This is a genomic window from Kitasatospora sp. NPDC002543 (genome assembly GCF_053594915.1).
In genome coordinates this window covers 1-20,618 of the sequence record NZ_JBSFWR010000089.1, presented here as the reverse complement: position 1 = coordinate 20,618, position 20,618 = coordinate 1, and the positions used below count along the sequence as shown (strand labels likewise).

The following is a 20,618-nucleotide window of genomic DNA, read 5'->3' as shown; positions in this document are numbered from 1 at the left end:
CCGGTCCGTTCCGCCCGGCCGCGGGGGCGTCGGCCGGCCTACGGCTGTCGGTGGCCAGTGGTGGCCTGTTCGGCGGTACGGGCGGCGATGGCGGCGGTGATCCGCGGGACGTCGGCGGGGCGCGCGGGATCCAGGCCGGTCAGCGCGGCGATCCGGCGCAACCGGTAGTCGACGGTGTTCGGATGCAGGTGCAGGGCGCTCGCGGTGAGCCGGCGGTTCAGGCCGCCGGCCAGATGGGTGTGCAGGGTGATGAGCAACTCCCCGGATTCGGCGAGGGGTTCGAGCAGTGCGGCGAGCCGGGAACGGGCCTGGCTGGGGCGGGTGAGCTGGTACTCCAGCAGGACGTCGTCCAGCCGGTGCAGGCCGGGTGGTCGGCCGAACGCCCGCGCCACATCGAGGACTTCATAGGCGAGGGCGGCCGCGCCGGGCACCTCGGCGGGGGCGGCCGAGGCGGCTCCGGCCAGGACCGGGGCGCCGGACGCCCGGGCCGCCGCGGCGAGGGTGGCGGCGATGCGGGGCCAAGGCGGTTCGTCGGCGCCGTGCCCGTCGCTGCCCTGCTCGTCGGCGCCCTGTTCGTCGGCGCCCTGTCCGTCGTTGTTGTGCTCGTTGCTGCGCTTCCCGCCGGTGCGGTCCTCGTCGGCGCCGGTCCGGTTCGGGCCGGGTGGCGGTCCGAACGGGACGAGCACCAGGCCACCCGTGGGGGTGAGCGCGGTGAGCGCCGACTGCCGGGTGCGGTGGTCGAGTTCGGCCTCGAACCGGCGGAGCTTGCGGAGGGCGGCGATGCCCGGGTCGACGCCGGGGGAGCGCTCGTCGGGGTGGTCGGCGAGAGCCAGGCAGAGTACGGCGTACCCGGTGGGCAGCCGGAGCCCGGCACGGCCGGCGGCCTCGTCGGCGGGGGTGCCCGCGAGCAGCGCGCCGAGCAGGGAGTGCCTGGCCGAGCCCCGCCGGTCGGCGCTCGGGCGGCGGCCGTCCAGGTAGCCGGCCCCCGCGGCGGTGGCGACCCGGCGGAGCTGGTCGAGCAGCAGCCGGTTGAGGACGAGCAGGTCGGCGGCGTCGCCGTCCCGGGCGTGCCTCGTGGCGAACTCCCAGCAGGTCTCCAGTCCGAGGTGGTGGGCGAGCAGGACGGCGTCCAGCGGAAGGCCCTCCTCGGCGCGCCGGGCGGCGGCCGCCCGGACGGCGGCGTACTCCTCGGCGGCGGCGGGCAGTCCGGTCCGCACGGTGTGGGCGAGGGCGCGGATGCGGCGCTCGGTGTCCCGGGTCAGCTCGCCGGCGAGTTGTTCGCGGGGCAGCCGGCGGTAGACCGGTACCCTCTCCAGCAGCGCGGCGACCACGGTCTCGGCCAACTCCCGTGCACCACCGAGCAGCCGCTGATCGGCCGGGATCCCACCGACCATCGGGACGCGCCAGTCCGGCGCGCGGTCGGAGGTGTGCGAGGAGGCGTTCGGAGAGGTGTGCGGGGAGGTGTCGGGGGAGGCGCTCGGGGGCGGGCAGTGGGGTGCGTTGTGACCGGTCACAGAGAACACCGTCCAGGTCTGGGAAACGCCCAAGGGCCGGGCCGGAGGGGCGACCGCATGATGGAGCCCTCGGGTTACCTGTTGGTAACAAACTTCCGCCGTGGAGGCAACAGTTGAGAACCCCACTTCTCCGCTTCTCCGCAACTCCCGGACTCGGCAAGGGCGGTGGCGCGCTGGGCGTGCTGCTGCTGGCCGGGGCGCTGCTGGTCGGCGCGACCGCGTCGCTGGCGGGCGCGGCTCCGTCCCCGTCGGTCACTGCTCCCGCCGGCGCCGCGCGCGTCGGCACTGCTCCCGTCGCGGCGCCCGTCGCCGCCGCGCCCGTCGCCGCCGCGCCCGTGGGGGCCGGTGCCGCGGCCGAACTCCCGCCGGACGGCGACACGGTGGCCTCGCCGCCCGGCGCCAACGACTGGACCTGCCGGCCGAGCACGGCACACCCCGACCCGATCGTCCTGGTGCACGGCACCTTCGCCAACCGGTACGAGAACTGGCTGGCGCTCTCTCCGCTGCTGAAGAGCCTGGGGTACTGCGTCTTCGCCCTCGACTACGGGACCGTTCCCGGCGTCACCTCCAGCGGCAGCGGCCTGCTGCTGCCGATCGGCGGCCTCGGGCCGGTGCCCGAGTCGGCGGCCCAACTCGGCCGGTTCGTCGACCTGGTGCGGACCGCGACCGGCGCCGCCAAGGTCGACATCGTCGGGCACTCGCAGGGCGGCATGATGCCGAACTACTACCTCAAGTTCCTCGGCGGCGGGGCCAAGGTCGGCCGGATGATCGGACTGGCGCCGTCCAACCACGGCACGACGCTCGACGGCATCACCAACCTGCTGCCGTACTTCCCGGGCGTCGCGGACGTCGTCTTCACGCTCTGCCAGGCCTGCCGGGATCAGGCGGTGGGCTCCGACTTCAACAAGCTGATGGCCTCCCGGCCGGACACCGTGCCGGGCGTGAGCTACACGGTGGTCTCGACGGTGCTCGACGAGGTCGTCACCCCGTGGCGCACCCAGTTCCTCAGCGGGCCGGACGTCGACGACGAGGTGGTGCAGCAGCACTGCCCGATCTCGCTGGTGGAACACGTCGGGGTCGCGTTCTCGCCGACGGTGCTGCACCTGGTGACCAACGCCCTGGACCCGGCCCACGCCACGCCGGTGTTCTGCGGGTGACGCGGCGGCGGTGCTCCCACCCCGGGGCGGGAGCACCGTCCTTCGCCGGCGCGCGGGTCGCGGGCGCGTCGGTCCCGCAGGTTCGCGGGCTCGTCGCTTGTCAGGGCGTGGTGCGGAAGGTGACGACGGCGGTGGTGCCCTTCGGCCGCACCTCGTACGTGCCCGGAGTGTCGAGCAACGCGGCGTCGTAACGGGCGAGTTCCACGCCGTCGACGGCGGCCGTCCCGGCGAGGCAGACCAGGAGGGCGGTGCTCCCGTCCCAGACGTCGACCGGGACGGCCGTATCGGCTGCGGCGGTCAGGTCCACCGTGGCCTCGATCCGCCCGCGGCGCGTCATCACGTTGAAGTCCACCACCGGGCCGGCCGACAACCGGCAGTCGGTGGTGGCGTCACCGGAGAAGGCGAACGGCCGGAGCGGGATGTCGACCGGCTGCTCGACGCCGTCGACGGTGAGCACCATGCCGGCGCCCTCGACCAGGGTGATCACCCGGTCGATCCCGGGGAACGGGGAGAACGGCCCGGCGGTGGCGACGTCCGCCAGGCTGACCCGCCAGTCGAAGGCGTCCAGCCCGGCTCCGGCCGGGAATCCGGCGACCTCCCTGGTCACCCCGCCCCCGTTGAGCCACGCCGTCGCCGGACGTTCGCTCGCCCGCAGTACCTGGAAGCGTTCGCTGGTCGTCATGGCCCCGCATCCTGTCACATGGCGGATGACGGATAACAGATGACAGATTTCATCATCTGTCATCCGTCATCTGTCTGTTGTCGTCTGTCTGTTGTCGCCCGTCGCCCGTCGCCCGTCGCCCGTCGGCTGTCAGCCCGTCACCGGTCGTCCGTCGTCCGGCGCCCGACCGTCAGCGGCAGGAGTGCCGCCACGGTGGCCGCGAGCGCGACTGTGGTGAGGGCCAGTGGCAGCCCGGCCGCGTCGGCGAGGAAGCCGATCACCACCGGGCCGATCAGCATCCCTCCGTAGCCGAGCGAGGAGGCGAACGCGACGCCCTGCGGCCCGCCCGCCGCCCCGGCCCGGGCGATGGCGAGCGGAAAGAGGTTGGCCAGGCCGAGGCCGACGAGCACGAACCCGCAGATCGCCACCGGCACCGCCGGCGCCAGGGCGGCGATCAGCATGCCGGCCGCCGCCGTCAGCCCGCCGAGCAGCATCAGCCGGTCCTGGCCGAGCCTGATGGACAGCCAGGTGCCGCCGACCCGTCCGCCGGCCATCGCGAAGGCGTACGCGCCGTATCCGGTGGCGGCCACCACGGAGCTCGCCCGCACGTCGTCGGTGAGGTGGAGCGTGGCCCAGTCGGCGATCGCACCCTCGCCGTACGCGGTGCAGAGCGCGGTGAGGCCGAGCAGCAGTACGAGCAGTCGGGTCCGGATACGGGCCGAGCCCGCGTCCGGGCCCCCGGCGTCGGCCGGCCCCGTCGAGCGGTCAGTCCGGTCAGTCCGGTCAGTCCGGTCAGCCCGGTCAGCCCGGTCCGGCCCGACCGGCGCCGCCGCCGGGCTGCGCAGCAGGACGATGCCCGCGCCGACGGTGACGGCCATGCCCAGCACCGCGCTGAGCGCGAGCGCCCACGCGGTGCTCAGCGGGCCGGCGAGCAGCCCGCTGACGCCGGTGCCGACCAGCCCGCCGAAGCTGTATCCGGCGTGGAAGCTGGGCATCACGGGCCGTCGCAGCTGCGCCACCAGGTCGACGGCGGCGCTGTTCATCGCGACGTTGGCCCCGCCGTACCCGGCGCCGAACAGCAGCAGCACCCCGCCGAGGGCGGCGACCGAGTGGGCGTGTGCGGGGAGCAGTACGGCGAGGCTGAGCAGGGCGAGCGAGCCGACGGTCACCGGGCGCGAGCCGTACCGAAGGCAGAGCCGGCCGATCATCGGCATGGTGAGGACGGCGCCTATGGACAGGCAGAGCAGGGCGAGTCCGAGGGAGCTGTGCGAGGCGTCGACCTGGCTGCGGACGTCCGGGATGCGGACGACCCAGGCGGCGAAGAGGAAGCCGTCGACGGCGAAGAACGCGGTGAGGGCGACACGTGCAGGACCCCAGGGGCTGTCGGCCACCGGGGGTGTGCTGCGAGACTGGGGGGAGGATTGGTCGGGGCGAGTGCGTGAACCGATTTTGTTTCGAAGCGACACAAAGTCACAATAGGGGCGTGCAGCTCTCACCATCAAGCCCGAGGCCCGGTAGCGGGAACGACTCCGACGCGCAGCGCGACAGCCACCGTCGCGCGGCTCCCGACCGGGGCCGGACGCTGCTCGGCCCGGCGCTCTCCCTGATCCACACCGGCCAGACGCCGACCCGCTCGGCACTCACCCGCGCCCTGGACGTCACCCGGGCCACCGCCGGTGCGGTCACCGCCGAACTGGAGGCGCTCGGCCTGATCACCGTGGACTCGCGCCCGGCCGGTGGCGGTCGCGGCCGCCCGTCGCACCGGCTCGCGATCGACCCGCAGGGTCCGGTCGTGGTCGCCGGCCAGATCCACGCCGACGGACTGAGCGTCACCCTGGCCGGCCTCGGCGGACTGCTCGACCCACCCGTCCACCTGCCGCTGCCCGCCGCCACCGACCCGGTCCGGATGCTGCGTGCCGTCGCGGTGGCCGGCGCCGAGCTCGCCCGCGCGACCGACCGCCGCTGCCTGGGCGCCGCGCTCGCGCTGCCCAACCCGGTCACCGAGCCGGACGGCACCGCCCTCGCCGCGCTGCACTTCGCCTGGCCCAGCGGAACCCCGGTCGCCGACCTCTACGACGTCGAGGTCGGACGCGCCGACCACGGCCCGAACGCGCTGCGCCCGCTGCCCACCGCGATCGCCAACGACGCCAACCTGGCCGCGCTCGCCGAGTACCGGCACGGCGCCGGTCGCGGTGCCCGCCACCTGCTCTTCGTCACCTCCGGCCACCGCGGCGTCGGCGGCGCGCTGGTCATCGACGGGCACCTGCACACCGGCAGCGCCGGCCTCGCACTGGAGGTCGGCCACCTGACCGTCGATCCGCAGGGCCGGCCGTGCGTGTGCGGCAACCGGGGCTGCCTCAACTCCGAGACCGACCCCGACGCGCTGTTCGCGGCCGCCGGACTCACCCCGGAGCCGGGGCGCCCGCTGCTCGACCAGGCCGGCGAGCTGTGCCGGGCGGCCGCGACGGACGACCGGGCGCGGGCGGCGGTGGAGCACGTCATCGACCGCCTCGGGCTCGGCCTGGCGGGCGTCGCCAACATCCTCAATCCCGACCGGGTGGTCCTCAGCGGACTGCACCTCCACCTGCTGGAGGCCGCGCCCGACCGGCTGCGGTCGGTGGTCGCCGAGCGCAGCCTGTGGGGGCGCAGCGGGCGGGTGCCGATCGTCGGCGCGGAGCTGGCGCACGGCGCGCTCGCGGGAGCGGCCGAGCTGGGCTGGGGGCCGTACCTGGCGGATCCGCAGTCGGTGCCGGTCCTGCCCTGACGGCGCGGGTCCTGCCCCGATGGCGGCGACCGGGCCTGACGGCGATAAGCGGAAGCTGGGCCATCGAAAAAAGTCACTTATCGTGACTCTCGTACACTCGTAGTGACCGGCGGGGGGTCACCACGAGGGAGACAGCGACCATGAGCATCCAGCCGGGCATCCAGCCGACCGGTGACGTCGACCGCTCCGACCCGGAGTACCGCGCCTGGCTCAAGGAGGCAGTGCGCAAGGTCCAGGCCGACGCCAACCGCTCCGCCGACACCCACCTGCTCCGCTTCCCGCTGCCCGCGGAGTGGGGGATCGACCTCTACCTCAAGGACGAGTCCACCCATCCGACCGGCTCGCTCAAGCACCGGCTGGCCCGCTCGCTCTTCCTCTACGGGCTCTGCAACGGCTGGATCCGGCCGGGCAAGCCGGTGATCGAGGCCTCCAGCGGCTCCACCGCCGTCTCCGAGGCGTACTTCGCCCAGCTCGTCGGCGTGCCGTTCATCGCGGTGATGGCCAAGAGCACCAGCCAGGCCAAGATCGACCTGATCCAGTTCCACGGCGGAGAGTGCCACCTGGTCGAGCGTTCCGACGAGGTGTACGAGGCCTCCGCCCGGCTCGCCGAGGAGACCGGCGGGCACTACATGGACCAGTTCACCTACGCGGAGCGGGCCACCGACTGGCGCGGCAACAACAACATCGCCGAGTCCGTCTTCGCCCAGCTGCGCCTGGAGCCGCACCCCGAGCCGGCCTGGATCGTGGCCACCGCCGGCACCGGCGGCACCTCGGCGACCATCGCCCGGTACGTGCACTACATGCAGTACGACACCCGGATCTGCGTCGCGGACCCGGAGAACTCCTGTTTCTTCGACGGCTGGGTGCACCACGACCCGGACGCCCTCTGCGAGAGCGGCTCGCGGATCGAGGGCATCGGGCGGCCGCGCATGGAGCCGAGCTTCGTCCCGGGGTCGATCGACCGGATGATGAAGGTGCCGGACGCCGCGTCGATCGCCGCGGTGCGGGTGCTGGAGCAGGTGCTCGGCAAGAAGGCGGGGGCCTCCACCGGGACGGGCCTGTGGAGCGCGCTGCGGATCGTCGCGGAGATGCGGGAGGCCGGGCGGACGGGCAGCGTGGTCGGTCTGATCTGTGATCCGGGGGACCGCTACCTGGACAAGTACTACTCGGACGACTGGCTGGCGGGCGAGCGGATCGACATCGCGCCCTACCGGGCGGCGCTGGAGTCCTTCCTGGCCGGCGGCGCCTGGGCGGGCTGACGGGGCGGGCTGACGGGGCGGATGGCAGCCGACGGCGAACAGCTGACAGCTGACAGATTTCAGAGTCTGTCATCTGTCATCTGTCAGCCGTCATTCGTCAGCCGTTCGCCGTCGCCCGCCGCACCACCGCGCCGAGGAAGAGCCTCACGACCAGTCCGGCCGGCAGCAGCAACCCGCCCGCCGCGCCCGTCGGCAGAACACCCGTGCCCGTCCGAACGGCCCCGCGCCGCAGCCGAGTTCACCGCCCGCGGTGCTACGGCAGCGACGCCGTCGGCAGGTCCGCCGGAACGAGCAGCTGGAGTTCCTCCGTGGACGGGTCCGCGAGGTGGGCGACCCGGACCGCGTGTCGCTCGACCATGGTCTCGAAGACCTGCCGCGCGGTGCGCCCGTTGCCGAAGTTGGGGCCGCGCTCCAGCCCGCCGAAGTGCTCCAGCAGGGCCTTCTCCGTGTCCTCCGAGAGCGCGTACTCGTGTTCGGCGCACTGTGCCCGGGCGATCTCCAGCAGCTCGTCCGCGGTGTAGTCGGGGAAGCTGATGGTGCGTGAGAAACGTGACGAGACACCGGGGTTGGCGGAGAGGAAGCGCTCCATCTCGGCGGTGTAGCCCGCCACGATGACGACCACCTCGTCCCGGTGGTCCTCCATCAGCTTGACCAGGGTGTCGATCGCCTCGCGCCCGAAGTCCCGCGCCCCGTCCTCGGGCGCGAGCGCGTACGCCTCGTCGATGAAGAGCACTCCGCCGCGAGCCCGGTCGAAGGCGGCCGCGGTGCGGATCGCCGTGGAGCCGATGTGCTCGCCGACCAGGTCCACCCGGGCCACCTCGACCAGGTGCCCGCGCTGGAGCACGCCGAGCGAGGCGAGGATCTCGCCGTAGAGCCGGGCCACGGTCGTCTTGCCGGTGCCCGGTGCCCCGGTGAAGACCAGGTGGCGGCGCAGCGAGGGCGCCTTGAGCCCGGCCTGACGGCGGCGCCGGCCGACCGAGATCAGGTCGATCAGGGTGCGCACCTCCTGCTTCACCGTGGCCAGCCCGACCAGCGAGTCCAGTTCGGCGAGCGCCTCGTCGGCGGGCCGGCAGTCCGGGATCGGCGCGATCGCCGACGAAGCGGCCGCGGACGGTGCGAGCGGTGCGGCCGCGGTCAGTTGGGCCGTCCGCGGCGCCGGTACGTCGGTGGATCCGAAGGACGGCCCCAGCGCCGGACCGCGCCCGACTCCGGTCCCCGGCCCGGCGCCGCCACCGGGCGGTCCGGGAGCGGCCGGCACCGGTGCGGCCGCGACGTCGTCCGAGATGCACCCCTCGGTGACCGGCCCCGGTTCGGAGAACTCGAAGCCCGCCCGCTGGTTGTGCTCCGCCCGGCACCGGGTGAGCTGGGTCCGGCAGCCGTCGATGATGTGGAAGCCGAAGCCCTTGCCCTGGGAGACCCGGCAGTCCTCGAAGGTGCCCCGCCCCTGCGCCGAGACGTACACCCCGGCGTCCGTGCTGGCCCGCACGGTGCAGTCGCGCAGCACGGGGTCGGCGCCCTTGGTGACGATCACGCCGGTGGCCACGTCGGAGATCTCGCAGTCGGTGAGCAGTCCGCCGCTGCCGTGGTCGCGGAACCAGAGCCCGGTGCCCGCCTCCTGGACCCGGCAGGAGGCCAGGGAGACGGTGGCCCCGCCGCTGACCGAGACCGCCGAGCTGCGGATTCGGCTGAACGAGCAGCCTTCGGCGGTGGCGGCGGAGTCCCGGTCGAGGACGAACAGGGCGTCCGGCAGGTCGTGCAGTGAGCAGTCGGTGAGGGTCAGCCGGGCGCCGTCGCTGACCCACAGTGCCGGGTACTCGCCGGTCGAGCCGTGGATCTGGCAGGACTCGGCGACGGCCTCGGTGCCCTGGTCCCAGACCGACAGCGCCCCGCGCCCGAAGTCCCGGACGGTGCTGTTCGCGAGGCTCAGCCGGGCGCGTCCGCGCAGGTCGGCGCCGTTCTCGGGCAGGTCGTGCACCCGGCAGCCGGTGAGCACCAGCTCGGCCTCGCCGTCCAGGGTCAGGCCGTTGCCGGTGACCCGGTGGATCTCGCAGTCGACCAGCCGCCCGCCCGCCTGCGCCTCGGCCTGCACGCCGCTGCCGCGGATCTCGTAGATCTCGCAGCCGGTCAGCTCGGCCGCGCTGCCGGGGTCGGAGAGCAGGACACCGGCGCCGGAGGCGTGGTGGACGCGGCAGCGTTCCAGGGCGGCGGTGGCGCCGCCGAGGACGGCCAGTCCGGCCTGGCCGGCGGCGGCGACCTCGCAGTCCTCGAAGGCGGCGGCGGTGTCGGCGCCGCGCAGCCGCAGCCCGAGCCCGCCCGGGTTGGTGACCACGCAGCCGCGCAGGGTCGGCCGGGCGCCGCCGGTGACCTCGATCCCGGTGGCCGAGCGGGTCTCGACCCGGCAGCCGCTGAAGGACGGGGTCGCCTCCGGCCCGGTGACCAGGACGGCCGGGGTGGAGCTGTCGCCGCCCTCGACCACCAGGTCGCGCACGGTGGCGGCGGCGGTCACGGTGAGGGCCACCCCGGAGGGCGGGTCGATCCGGACCGTTCCCGGGCCCTGGGCCGGGACGATCGTCACCGGCTTGTCCAGCAGGACGTTCTCCCGGAAGGTGCCCGGACGGACGGTCACGGTGTCGCCCGGTTCGGCGGCGGCCAGGGCCTCCGCGAGCGTGTCGTACTCGCCCGCGCGGCGACGCCAGCGGGATGCGCTGTCCTGGGTGACCCGGACCCTGTGCTCAGCCATGACGGTCTGTCGTCCCCACCTTCGTCGAGCCGGCGATCAACGGGCCGAACGCGCGGGGGTGCGCGGGCCGTCCGCCCACCGTAGCGCGCCCACGTGGGTGGTCCGGCCGCCCGCGGTCGCGCGGACACCGGTAGCGCTCAGTGCTGCCACAGGTTCCGACCACTTGTTTCAACGAGCACGCACAGCGGTGGTTCCGTCCGGGGCGCGCCGGTTTCGGAGCGCGGGGCCCGTCCTGCGGCGGTGGGTGCTCCGATGCGCCCCGCCGTCCGGAGCGAACGGTCGGCACCGGGCAGTTGGCACCGGCAGGTCGCGGTCAGTGCCCGTCGGCGGGCCAGTGCGCCCCGTCCTCCAGCACCTCGACCTCGTCGCCCAACCGCAGCGTGCCGAGCGCGTCGCCCTCGACGTCGGCCGGCCGCTCGGGGATCAGGTTCTGTCCGAACGCGGCCTTGCGCAGCAGCCGGTGGTGCCGGGCCAGGGTGCGCAGCGGCTCCTTGCCCCGCCGTTCGCCGGTCTCCTGGTCGGTGGTGGTGATCACGCAGCGGCCGCAGGGCTTGACCACCTTGAAGGCCACCGAGCCGATCCGGATCCGGCGCCAGGTGTCCTCGGCCCACGGCTCGGCGCCGCCGACCACCACGTTCGGGCGGAAACGTTCCATCGGCAGGGTCTCGTGGCCGTCCGGGTTCTCGGCGGCGATCAGCTCGTTGAGCCGGTCCAGGGAGGCGGTGGTGGTGAGCAGCAGCGGGAAGCCGTCGGCCATCGAGACGCTGCCGCCGGCCTCGCCGAACTCGGGGTCGACCGGCCGGGCGCGGGGGTCGTCCAGGTGCACCAGGCGGTAGTCGCCGAGGTGTTCGGCGATCCACTGGTGCGCCTCCTTCGCGGCCTCGGCGGCGCGGAAGCGGGTGCCCCAGACCTCGACGTCGGCGAGCGGGTCGCCGGCCGTGACGGCGGGGGCGGGGACCTCGATCCGGGAGCCGTCGGGGGCGGTCAGGGTGAGGACGCCGTCGGGCAGCAGGCCGGCGCGGATCTGTCCGAGGGCCGCGTTCTCGCGCTGGCTGACGAAGCGGCCGGTCTGATCGGCGAGCATCCAGCGTCGGTCTCCGGCCAGGCCCCAGGGCTGGACCACGGCGGTGTCCGGGCTCAGGCGGTACATCGACTTGACGGGGTAGACGTGGAGTCCGGTGAGCTGCATCCCCCCATCCTGCCAGCCTCCCCCGGCCCGCCCGCGAAGGCCCCCGCCCGGGCAGACCCCCGCCCACGAAGCCCCCCGCTCGGGCAGACCTCGACCTGGGAAAGCCCACCTGGGCAGGCCCCTGCCGGGACGGCCCGGTTCGCGAAGGCCTCGGCTCGGAAGGCTTCCTGCGCGACGGCCCGGTACGCGCACGGACCGCCCGGTACGCCGTGGGGGGCGTGCCGGGCGGTCCGTGGATGACCCGTTTCTCCGTTCGCCCGGCGCTCGGGGCGCCGGGTGGTGCTCAGGTGGTGCGGGTTCGAGCCGCGTGGGGGTACGGCCCAGGGGTGTCAGTGGTTCAGTAGCCCTGGCCCTGCGACTGGTAACCACCCTGGAACTGCCCGGACTCGCCGTACGGGCCGGGGCGCTGCGGCTGCATCGGGCGGACCGGTGCGACCGGCGCCATGGCCGGGCGCAGCTGGGCGCCGCCGAAGGGCTGTTCGCCGCCGCCCTGGCCCTGGAAGCCGGGACCGCCGGCGGCCGGACCACCGAAGGACTGCTGGCCGCCGAGGCTCTGCGGCCCGCCGGGCTGGCCCTGGCCGAAACCGCCCGGGCCACCGGCCGGCTGCGCGCCGAAGGTCTGCGGGCCGCCCTGGGCACCGATGAAGGTGTTCTGGCCGCCGAAGCTCTGGCCGCCGGTCGGCTGGTAGCCGCTGCCGGAGCTCTGGCCGAAGGCCGGGGAGGCGGGCTGCTGGCGCTGGTACGGCTGGGGGGCGCCGTAGCCGGGGACCGGCGGCTGCGGGGCGGCGTACGCCGGCGCGGGCTGCGCGGGGATGTACGCCGTGGCGGGGCCGGTGGAGGGACCGCTGCTCGGGCCGGGGCCCAGGGCGAGGCGGGCGGGCGGCAGCGCGGGGAGGTTGCTGCCTGCGCTTTCGTAGCCGTTGCCGTAGCGGTTCTCGTAGGAGGGGTTGAGGCCGGATCCGTACCCGGGGGACAGCGCCGGCGGCAGGGCGGCCGGCACGTTGATGGGCGCGATCTGGGGGACACCGCGCTCAGCCACGAGGCTGTCGTAGATCGGCGTGCCGGAGGAGAAGGACGGAGAGGGGTAGCCGACTCCGTCGTAGGAGCGGGGCGAGGTCATGGGGCATACGGTAAGCCCACAACGCGCCTGCTGAGGAGAGCGGGAGGGGGAGCAGTTCGAGTGTTTACACAGTCTTCGCTCGCACAAAGGTTTCGAAAGTAGGAAAGCCGGACATTCCGGCGTCCGGTTCCGGACAACCTTGGCGCCCCGTCAGTGATCGAACAACGGCCGGACGGAGGGCCTGGGAGGCCTTGCGGTGACCGGCCGGTGGACGGCCGGGGGCCCTGCGGAGAAACTTTTTCCGGACAGGGCGTGCGCGGGCGCGTTCGAGCCCCCGCCAGGGTGGTGGCGAGGGCTCGTGAATGTTTCGGGAATAAAGTCCCCGTCAGCTCCCCGGGCGTTCCGTCCGGGCCGGCGATCTGCGCTGTTCAAGCCTGTGACCTGCACGGCTCGATTCCTGGACCCGCGCTGTCGGCCCGGTGCGGCCCGGGCGTCGGCGCGTCCTCGGCCCGCTGCCGGCGGTCAGTGTGACTGCAGCGCCTGGGCCTGCGCGGGCAGGGTCGCCTTGCCGACCTCGGAGGTGCAGAAGGAGCAGCGGGTCGCGGCGGCAGGGATGGAGCTGAGGCACTCCGGGCAGTCGACCTTCGCGGCCGGAACGGGCTTGGCCGATTCGAAGCGGGCCTGGAGCTTGCCGACGGGCAGCACCACGGCGAAGTAGATGACGGCCGCGGTCAGCACGAAGCCGATGACCGCGTTGACGAAGAGGCCGTACGGGAACCGGGTGCCGGCCACGTCGAAGGTCTTCTGGGTGAAGTCGCCGACGGCGCCGGACGCGACGCCGACCAGCGGGGTGAGGAAGGCGCTGACGAACCCGGTGACGACGGCGGTGAAGGCCGCGCCGATCACGATGCCGACCGCGAGGTCCACCACGTTCCCGCGCAGCAGGAAGCTGCGGAATCCCTTGAACACCGGGTGACTCCAAATCCGTACGAGGAGGGGGGAGATGGGGCGGCACGGCGGGTGCCGCCCCTGGCTGGACATCCTGCCGATCGGCCCGGGTCGAGGTCCAACCGCGTTCACCCGAACCGGGTAACGGCCCCGGTACCCCGGGCTCGTCGGCCGGGCGGGGCGGGGACGCTCCGCACACCGGCCTTTCGCCGGTCGAACGCAAGGCCCGACTCGACGGTGTGACACGCCACTTGGTGTCGGCACGCACCGTCCCGGGGCGGCGCCGACCCGGCGCGACGGGGTGAACCGGAGCGCGACAGGGGGCGAGACGGGGCGCACGGCGGTCGCATCCGGCGCACGACGGCGGCCCCGTGGCGCACATCGGGTGTACAAGTGCGGGCGGATGGGCCACCATCAGGTTGCGCGAAGGGGATGTACCGGGCGGAGCACTGTGCCAAGGTCGGTCCATGCCCGACCATTTGTCGGCCGATCCGGCCGGAAACCGTCCGCGTGTCCTGCACCTGATCAGTGACTCACGTCGTGGCGGCGCACAGAACTTCGCCCGTGACCTCCACCGGGAACTCGGCCGTCGGGGGCAGTCCTCCGCACTGTGCGCCCTCGCCCCGCACCCGGCCGTCCACTCCGGTCCCGCCGACGCGGCCCGGGACGGCGCGGGCCGGAGCCCGGACACCGCCGGTGCGGGCCCCGACCCCGCGGACCGGAGCCCCGTCGACTGCTCCGTCGCCGCCTCCGGGCTGCGCTCCGCCGCGGTGCTCGGCCCGGGGCGGCTTCACCCGAGCACCCTGCGGGCGCTGCGCCACGCCGCCCGCGCGGCCGACGTGGTGCTCGCCCACGGCTCGGACACCCTGGCCGCCTGCGCCCTCGCGCTGACCGGGACCCGGACGCCCTTCGTCTACGTCTCGGTCGGCCACCCGCGCTACTGGACCGCCAACCGGTTGCGCCGGGTGCGCGGCGGCGCGCTGATGCACCGCGCGGCCGCTGTCACCACCCTCACCGACGAGGCGCGCGCCGTCCTGGAGGAGCAGTTCCGGCTGCCCGACGGCAAGGTGCGCGTGATCCCCAACTCCCGTGCGGCCGAGAGCTATCCGCCCGCCGATGGCCGGGACGACCGGCGCGCCGCCCGGCACGCGCTGGGCCTGCCCGCCGACGTGCTGCTGGTCGCCTGGATCGGGGCGATAGCCCCGGAGAAGCGGCTCGACCTCGCCCTCGACGTGCTCGACCGGCTGCCCGACGTCCGGCTCGCCGTCGCCGGGGACGGGCCGCTGCGCGAGACCCTGGCCCGCCACCCGGCCGCCGCCCGCGCCCACTTCCTCGGCCCGCTGCCCGACCCGGCCCCGCTCTACCGCGCCGCCGACGCCCTGCTGCTGACCAGCGACAGCGAGGGCGTGCCCGGTGCGCTGATCGAGGCGGCACTGGCCGGGGTGCCCGCCGTGGCCACCGACGTCGGCTGGGTGCGCGAGGTGGTCCGGGACGGTGCCACCGGTGCGCTCGTCGCCCCGGGGGATCCGCTGGCTCTCGCCGAGGCGCTGGGCAAGGTGCTCGCGGTCAACCGGGCGGGGCTCGGCGCGGCGGCCCGGGCGCACGCGCTGGAGCACTTCGAGCTGGGGGCCGTCGTGGACGCCTGGCAGCACCTGGTCGCCGAGGTGTGGACGGCGGGCGCGGAGCCCGACCGCTGATCGGGGCCGGGTTTCCGCCCCCCGTCCTTCCCGTTCCGCTTCGTTCCGTCCACGGGCGCGGCCCGGGTACGCCGTCCGGGCGAATCCGGCCCGGCCGTGCCGCGACAACCGGCCGGTAACGAAACGCCACCAGCACACTGCCCGGTGTGAACTCGAAGTCGCTGCTGCGGTCCACCGTCCTGCTCGCCGTCGCCGTCGGGATCGCCGCGTCCCCCGTCCAGGCCGGCGCGATGACCCACCAAACCCCCTCCAGGGGCCACCAGTTCGTGAAGCTCGACCATCCGCAACCGGTCCGCGAGAGCGCCCGGACCGAGGCGGTCGAGTTCTTCTGGTACGACTGCGGTCACTCCCAGGCGCTCGAACAGCCCCTGCAGGCCTGGGCGCAGAGGCACAGCGCCGATGTCGCGCTGTACCGCATCCCGGCCATCTGGCCCGGCAGCCGGGAGGAGGCCGTGCAACGCGGCCACGCCCGCCTGTACTTCACGCTGGAGCAACTCGGCCTGGTCGACCGCCTCCAGACCAGCGCCTTCCGCGCGGTGCACAACGAGGGGCTCGACGTCACCACCGAGGCCACCGCCACCGACTGGGCCGCCCGGCAGGGCGTCGACGCCAAGGCCTTCGGCCGTGCGTACCGCTCCAGCGAGGTCGGGCGGTCGGTCGACGAAGCCGCCGCCGCCTTCACCCGCTACGGCATCACCGAGCTGCCGACGGTCGTGGTCCAGGGCGAGTACCGCACCTCGCCCACCCAGGCCGGCGGGGTCGAGGCGATGCCCGGGGTGCTCGACCACCTGGTGCAGCAGGAGCGGGCGCACAAGCACTGAGCCCGCACTCCCGATTCCGATCCCGATCCCGATCCTCCCCGTGACAGTGGTTCAGCTCGCTCATGTGCCGTGCCTGGCGGGCGGTTTGCCTGAACAGCATCTTGCCTAACCTTTCAATTGCTGTTTAATGGTTAACATGAGCGAGCTGACGATCCCGCACGTCCACCATCGCCGCGTCGACGTCGACGGCCTGCGCGTCTTCTACCGCGAAACCGGACCGGCCGACGCCCCCGTGCTCCTGCTGCTGCACGGCTTCCCGTCCTCCTCCCGCCAGTACGCCAGGCTGCTCGACGCGCTCGGCACCCGCTACCGCCTGATAGCCCCCGACTACCCCGGGTTCGGCCACAGCGACAGCCCGACGCCCGACGACTTCACCTACCGTTTCGACACCCTCGCCGACGTGATCGAGGGCTTCTGCCTCGCCCTCGGCCTGGACCGCTTCGCGCTGTACGTCTTCGACTTCGGCGCCCCCGTCGGCCTGCGCCTGGCCACCCGGCATCCGGAGTGGATCACCGGCCTGGTGGTCCAGAACGGCAACGCCTACGAGGAAGGACTCTCCGACCGGGCAAGGGAGTTCATCGCCAACAAGCGCGGCGTGCCGGGCGCCGAACACGTCGCCCGCTCGATCCTCACCCCGAACGCGACCCGGGGCCAGTACGAGAGCGGCACCGGCGATCCGAGCCTGGTCGGCCCCGACGGCTGGACGTACGACCAGCACTTCCTCGACCTGCCCGGCCGCCAGGACATCCAGGTCGAACTCGCCCTGGACTACCACACCAACGTCGAGCTCTACCCCGCCTGGCAGGCCTGGCTGCGCGCGGAGCAGCCGCCGACCCTGGTCCTCTGGGGGCTGGGCGACCCCTTCTTCACCGAGGCCGGCGCGCACGCCTACCGGCGCGACCTGCCCGGGGCCGAGCTGCACCTGTTCGACACCGGACACTTCGCGCTGGAGGAGAAGCTGCCCGAAATCGTGCCGCTGATCGACGACTTCCTCGAGCGGACGCAGAAGTAGCCGACCGGGAGGGCGCGTTCGGCCCGGTGCCGCTCAGTCGCGGCGCAGCAGGTACGTGACGAAGCCGAGCGTCCCCCGGTAGCCGTGCAGCCATCCGGTACGGTGCCGGTCCGCGGCCTCCCGGGCGGCCGCGGCCCCCGGGTGGTCCGGACGGTCCAGCGCCCACTCGGCCAGCGAGCCCGTCCAGGAGAACTCGTACTCGTCCCACTCCTGTTCGGTGCTGACGTGCCCGAACACCGGCGTCCAGCCGTCCGCGAGGACCCGGTCGGTGGTCGTCGCCAGATCCGCGAAGTCCTCCCGCGCCGCGCCCAGTCCGTCCAGCGCAGGCCGTGACGGTTCACGCTGCCAGAACCCTTCGCCGACCAGCAGTCGGCCCCCCGGTGCCAGGAGTCCACGGGCCGCGGCGAGCGTCGGCGCCAGGCCGTCGAACGCGTGGGTGGCGCCGACGCACAGCACCAGGTCGAAGGGCTCCTTCGCGGTGAACTCCCGGGCGTCCGAATGGTGCAGGCCGATCCGGCGGACCACGCCGAGCGCCGTCGCGGCCTCCCTGGCCCGGGTCAGGGCCGCGGCGTCCAGGTCCACACCCACCGCCCGCCAGCCCGGACCGGCGGCCAACGCCCGGAGCAGCCAGGCGCCTTCACCGCAGCCGAGGTCGAGGGCCCGGCCCCGCTCCGCCCCGGCCATGGCACGGTCCAGCAGCCGCGCCACCGACTCGTCCGCCAGCGGGGCCGCGATCGGGTGGTGGGCATGGGCGAGGCGGGAGATGTGCTGACGGTCCATTCGAGCAGTATGGATCGGGGCGGCCCGGCGCGCAGGGTTTTCTCAGGCCCCGGAGTAGGTCCGGCCCTTCCACGCCGCACCCCGGCCGCGCCAGTGCTGAACGGCCGAGTCCACCGTCATCAGCAGGTACAGCCCCGCGGTGAAGGGCAGCAGCAGCACGGCCGCGGCCGGCTGCCCGTAGTACCGGACCATCGGCAGGTAGGTACCCGCCATCAGCGCCCACGCCGCCCCGCCCGCCACCGCCACCGACGGCGCCCCCGCCACCAGGCCGGCCACCGTCGCCACCGGCGGCACCAGGTACACCAGCCCCAGCCCCAGCACCGTCCCGAGCAGCAGTGGCGGCGAGTGCCTGAGCTGGGCGTACGCGCTGCGCGACACCATCCGCCACAGCTGCTCCAGCCGCGGGTACGGGCGCACGCTGTCCACCTCCCCGGCCAGACCGAGCCACGTCCGGCCGCCGGTCGACTTCACCGCCCGGGCCAGCGACACGTCGTCGATCACCGCGCCCCGGATCGCCGCCACCCCGCCCGCCCGCTCCAGCGCCTCGCGCCGCACCAGCGAACAGCCGCCGGCCGCGGCCGCCGTCCGGGCACCCGGACGGTTGCTGCGGCGGAACGGGTAGAGCTGGGCGAAGAAGTACACGAAGGCCGGCACGATCAGACGCTCCCAGCCGGTCTCCGTCCGCAGCCGGGCCATCTGCGACACCAGGTCCAGCCCGTTGCTCTCGGCCGCGGCCACCAGCTCGGCCAGCGAATCCGGGCCGTGCGCGATGTCGGCGTCCGTCAGCAGCAGGTACTCGACGTCCGGACCGGCCAGCGCCACGCCGTGCCGCAGCGCCCACAGCTTGCCGGTCCAGCCCGGCGGCAGCGGGGGAGGAGTGGTGACGGTCAGCTCCAGCCCGTCGATCGTCCGCAGCTCCGCCGCCAGCGCCCCGGTACCGTCCGAACTGTGGTCGTCCACCAGGATCACCCGGGCCCGACCCGGGTACTTCTGCGCGAGCAGCGACGGCAGGCTCACCGGGAGCACCGGGGCCTCGTCCCGGGCCGGCACCACGATCGCCGCCTGCGGCCAGCGGACCGGCGGGCGACGCGGCGGCAGCCGTACGTCGGTGCGCCAGAACGAGCCGTGGCAGCAGGCCAGCCAGAGCCAGACCAGCAGGGACAACGCGGCGATCCACAGCAGGACGGTCACCCCGGCAGTCTGCCGCAGAAGCGGGCCGGTCGGGCGTATCGACTAAAGTCTTGACCCGTGAAGATCGCACTGATGGACTCCGGAATCGGCCTGCTGGCCGCCGCCGCCGCCCTTCGGAAGCTGCGCCCGGACGCCGATCTGGTGCTCTCCTCCGACCCGGCCTCGATGCCGTGGGGACCGCGTACGCCGGAAGAGGTCACCGAGCTGGCCCTCGGATGCTGCCGGGCCGCCGCCGCGCTCGAACCCGACGCGCTGGTGATCGCCTGCAACACCGCCTCCGTGCACGCGCTCGCCACCCTGCGGGCCGAACTGGAGCCAGGGCTGCCGGTGATCGGCACCGTTCCGGCGATCAAGCCCGCCGCGGCGCAGGGCGGCCGGGTCGCGATCTGGGCCACCCCCGCCACCACCGGCAGCGCCTACCAACGCGGGCTGATCCGCGACTTCGGTGGCACGGCGGACGTCACCGAGGTCGCCTGCCCGGGGCTCGCGGACGCGGTCGAGCACGGCGACGACGAGGCCATCACCGCCGCCATCGCCGATGCCGCCGCCCGGACCCCGGCCGGCACCGACGTCATCGTGCTCGGCTGCACCCACTACGAGCTCGTCGACGACCGCATCCGCGCCGCCGTCGCCCGGACCGCCTCCCCGGGGCTCGTCCTGCACGGCTCCGCCGACGCGGTCGCCGCCCAGGCCCTGCGCCGCGTCGCCGACCCCACCCGCACCGGCGCCGGGACCCTCACCGTCCTCCATGCCGGCGCCCCGGCCACCCTCCCCCCGGCCGCCGCCCTCTACCCCCAGGGCAACACCCTCGCCACCCTCATCGGCTGACCAGCCCGCCCGGGCCTCCCGCACCGGAAGTCGGCCCGGCCGACTTCTCGCGCAGCGCTCGCTTCGAACGGCTGTCACGCCTCGCCTGAGCGGGGACGTCGGCGTGCACGGAAAGTCGGTCAGGCCGGCTCTCCAGGCAAGTGCGCTTCGCGCGGTTCCACCTCCCTGCCCGAGCAGGCCGACGGCCACGCCCTGCGAGAGGGCGAAACGCACGGGTGCGCACAGGACGTCGGCCCGGCCGACTTCTCGCGCAAGGCATGCCTCCTCGAGTGACCCCTCCTCCCCGCCCGAGCGGGCCCTGCCGCGCACTGCGAGGGGAGCAGACATGCGGCTGGCCGACTTTCCGTGCTGCGGCTACGCGCGAGGGGCGACTCGATCGGCTTGCTGCGGGCGTCCGGAGGCCAACGGCTGCGGCCGGCGCCCGGGGCCAGGCCGCTGCTGCTCCGCTTCCCGGGGCTGAGCGGTTGGCCCGGCGGTCCGGGCGGGGCGCTGGGGTGGCCGTGGTTCCCGGTTTCGCGCGGAAAGTCGACTCCGCCGACTTCCCGCGCCGTGCCTCCTGCAGGTCACCCCACCCTTGCGGGCCCGAGCCGGGGCGGCGTGGAGGGGGCGTCCGGACTGCGGACCCGCACAGGACGTCGGCCCGGGCGACTTCTCGTGCGGCGGCCGTTTCGGGGCCCAGCCCGCTGGGGAGCTCGCGTGGACGGGGCCTCGTGGATGGGGGCCGGTCGGGGCTGCGATGGGGAGGGGCCCGGGGTGCGGTGTGTGCAGGATGTGGTGCCGGCTGCTTTTGGCGTGTCCGGTTCGTCGGGCGTGATGCTTCGCGGGGCCCGCGGGGAGTCGATCTCGTGACGGCCCGGATTCACCGGTCGTGCGCAGGAAAAACCGGCCGGCCGGGCTTCGGTCCGGAATTGCGCTGCGTGGGAAGTCGGCCCGCGACTCCGTCAAGGAGATCAACCCGTACGTCGACGTGGTGCTGCACCAGGAGCGCCTCGACAAC

At 74.1% G+C, this 20,618-nt stretch carries 16 protein-coding genes; 7 read left to right on the top strand and 9 right to left on the bottom strand.

The window, feature by feature from the left end:
• Positions 1 to 38: 38 nt before the first annotated feature.
• Positions 39 to 1,514: a PucR family transcriptional regulator gene (locus ACWD4P_RS29220; protein WP_449781685.1), complete on the bottom strand. Its 1,476-nt coding sequence runs from the start codon at positions 1,512 to 1,514 to the stop codon at positions 39 to 41.
• 113 nt (positions 1,515 to 1,627) lie between these two features.
• Between ACWD4P_RS29220 and ACWD4P_RS29215 the strand changes: the two genes are divergently transcribed.
• A complete protein-coding gene (locus ACWD4P_RS29215) occupies positions 1,628 to 2,671 on the top strand; it encodes an esterase/lipase family protein (protein WP_449781684.1) in 1,044 nt (347 codons plus the stop codon).
• A 100-nt stretch (positions 2,672 to 2,771) separates the two neighbouring features.
• Here ACWD4P_RS29215 and ACWD4P_RS29210 read toward each other — a convergent pair whose 3' ends face one another.
• The gene (locus ACWD4P_RS29210) at positions 2,772 to 3,353 is read right to left on the bottom strand and encodes a HutD/Ves family protein (protein WP_449781683.1); all 582 of its coding nucleotides are present in this window, start codon (positions 3,351 to 3,353) and stop codon (positions 2,772 to 2,774) included.
• Positions 3,354 to 3,490: 137 nt separating this feature from the next.
• Positions 3,491 to 4,723 carry an MFS transporter gene (locus ACWD4P_RS29205; protein WP_449781682.1) on the bottom strand — a complete coding sequence of 411 codons (1,233 nt, stop codon included), beginning with the start codon at positions 4,721 to 4,723 and terminating at the stop codon, positions 3,491 to 3,493.
• A gap of 92 nt (positions 4,724 to 4,815) precedes the next feature.
• Here ACWD4P_RS29205 and ACWD4P_RS29200 point away from each other — a divergent pair, with 92 nt between their 5' ends.
• Both ACWD4P_RS29200 and ACWD4P_RS29195 read left to right on the top strand, forming a co-directional pair.
• Positions 4,816 to 6,096: an ROK family protein gene (locus tag ACWD4P_RS29200; RefSeq protein WP_449781681.1), complete on the top strand. Its 1,281-nt coding sequence runs from the start codon at positions 4,816 to 4,818 to the stop codon at positions 6,094 to 6,096.
• A 140-nt stretch (positions 6,097 to 6,236) separates the two neighbouring features.
• Positions 6,237 to 7,355: a PLP-dependent cysteine synthase family protein gene (locus ACWD4P_RS29195; protein WP_359821764.1), complete on the top strand. Its 1,119-nt coding sequence runs from the start codon at positions 6,237 to 6,239 to the stop codon at positions 7,353 to 7,355.
• 253 nt (positions 7,356 to 7,608) lie between these two features.
• On the opposite strand, the gene ACWD4P_RS29190 is transcribed toward ACWD4P_RS29195, so the two are convergent.
• The 4 genes from ACWD4P_RS29190 to mscL form a co-directional block, all read right to left on the bottom strand.
• Positions 7,609 to 10,095, bottom strand: a complete 2,487-nt coding sequence (locus ACWD4P_RS29190) for a right-handed parallel beta-helix repeat-containing protein (RefSeq protein ID WP_359821762.1) — start codon at positions 10,093 to 10,095, stop codon at positions 7,609 to 7,611.
• A gap of 313 nt (positions 10,096 to 10,408) precedes the next feature.
• Complete coding sequence (locus ACWD4P_RS29185) at positions 10,409 to 11,284, bottom strand: MOSC domain-containing protein (RefSeq protein WP_359821759.1); 876 nt, start codon at positions 11,282 to 11,284, stop codon at positions 10,409 to 10,411.
• Between the two features lie 337 nt (positions 11,285 to 11,621).
• Positions 11,622 to 12,404, bottom strand: a complete 783-nt coding sequence (locus tag ACWD4P_RS29180; RefSeq protein WP_449781680.1) for a DUF6643 family protein — start codon at positions 12,402 to 12,404, stop codon at positions 11,622 to 11,624.
• 462 nt (positions 12,405 to 12,866) lie between these two features.
• Positions 12,867 to 13,313 carry a large conductance mechanosensitive channel protein MscL gene (mscL, locus tag ACWD4P_RS29175; RefSeq protein WP_359821754.1) on the bottom strand — a complete coding sequence of 149 codons (447 nt, stop codon included), beginning with the start codon at positions 13,311 to 13,313 and terminating at the stop codon, positions 12,867 to 12,869.
• A gap of 446 nt (positions 13,314 to 13,759) precedes the next feature.
• Between mscL and ACWD4P_RS29170 the strand changes: the two genes are divergently transcribed.
• The 3 genes from ACWD4P_RS29170 (at position 13,760) to ACWD4P_RS29160 (ending at position 16,822) form a co-directional block, all read left to right on the top strand.
• Entirely contained in the window at positions 13,760 to 14,989 is a 1,230-nt protein-coding gene (locus ACWD4P_RS29170) for a glycosyltransferase family 4 protein (RefSeq protein WP_449781679.1), read from the top strand.
• Between the two features lie 146 nt (positions 14,990 to 15,135).
• Positions 15,136 to 15,810, top strand: a complete 675-nt coding sequence (locus ACWD4P_RS29165) for a thiol:disulfide interchange protein DsbA/DsbL (protein ID WP_359821748.1) — start codon at positions 15,136 to 15,138, stop codon at positions 15,808 to 15,810.
• 136 nt (positions 15,811 to 15,946) lie between these two features.
• On the top strand, positions 15,947 to 16,822 hold the full coding sequence (locus tag ACWD4P_RS29160; RefSeq protein ID WP_449781678.1) for an alpha/beta fold hydrolase: 876 nt from the start codon (positions 15,947 to 15,949) through the stop codon (positions 16,820 to 16,822).
• Between the two features lie 33 nt (positions 16,823 to 16,855).
• On the opposite strand, the gene ACWD4P_RS29155 is transcribed toward ACWD4P_RS29160, so the two are convergent.
• Together ACWD4P_RS29155 and ACWD4P_RS29150 are read right to left on the bottom strand one after the other, a co-directional pair.
• Positions 16,856 to 17,602: an SAM-dependent methyltransferase gene (locus ACWD4P_RS29155; protein WP_449781677.1), complete on the bottom strand. Its 747-nt coding sequence runs from the start codon at positions 17,600 to 17,602 to the stop codon at positions 16,856 to 16,858.
• Between the two features lie 42 nt (positions 17,603 to 17,644).
• The gene (locus ACWD4P_RS29150; protein ID WP_359821739.1) at positions 17,645 to 18,793 is read right to left on the bottom strand and encodes a glycosyltransferase; all 1,149 of its coding nucleotides are present in this window, start codon (positions 18,791 to 18,793) and stop codon (positions 17,645 to 17,647) included.
• Between the two features lie 57 nt (positions 18,794 to 18,850).
• On the opposite strand from ACWD4P_RS29150, the gene ACWD4P_RS29145 reads away from it, so the two are divergent.
• Entirely contained in the window at positions 18,851 to 19,621 is a 771-nt protein-coding gene (locus ACWD4P_RS29145) for a glutamate racemase (RefSeq protein ID WP_359821736.1), read from the top strand.
• The last annotated feature ends 997 nt before the right edge of the window (positions 19,622 to 20,618 follow it).

Excerpts from the sequence above, each read along its gene's own strand:
- ACWD4P_RS29185 (WP_359821759.1), bottom strand. The coding sequence starts at position 11,284 with ATGCAGCTCACCGGACTCCACGTCTACCCCGTCAAGTCGATGTACCGC.
- ACWD4P_RS29170 (WP_449781679.1), top strand. The coding sequence starts at position 13,760 with ATGCCCGACCATTTGTCGGCCGATCCGGCCGGAAACCGTCCGCGTGTC.
- ACWD4P_RS29160 (WP_449781678.1), top strand. The coding sequence starts at position 15,947 with ATGAGCGAGCTGACGATCCCGCACGTCCACCATCGCCGCGTCGACGTC.
- ACWD4P_RS29210 (WP_449781683.1), bottom strand. The coding sequence starts at position 3,353 with ATGACGACCAGCGAACGCTTCCAGGTACTGCGGGCGAGCGAACGTCCG.
- ACWD4P_RS29180 (WP_449781680.1), bottom strand. The coding sequence starts at position 12,404 with ATGACCTCGCCCCGCTCCTACGACGGAGTCGGCTACCCCTCTCCGTCC.
- ACWD4P_RS29190 (WP_359821762.1), bottom strand. The coding sequence starts at position 10,095 with ATGGCTGAGCACAGGGTCCGGGTCACCCAGGACAGCGCATCCCGCTGG.
- ACWD4P_RS29195 (WP_359821764.1), top strand. The coding sequence starts at position 6,237 with ATGAGCATCCAGCCGGGCATCCAGCCGACCGGTGACGTCGACCGCTCC.
- ACWD4P_RS29155 (WP_449781677.1), bottom strand. The coding sequence starts at position 17,602 with ATGGACCGTCAGCACATCTCCCGCCTCGCCCATGCCCACCACCCGATC.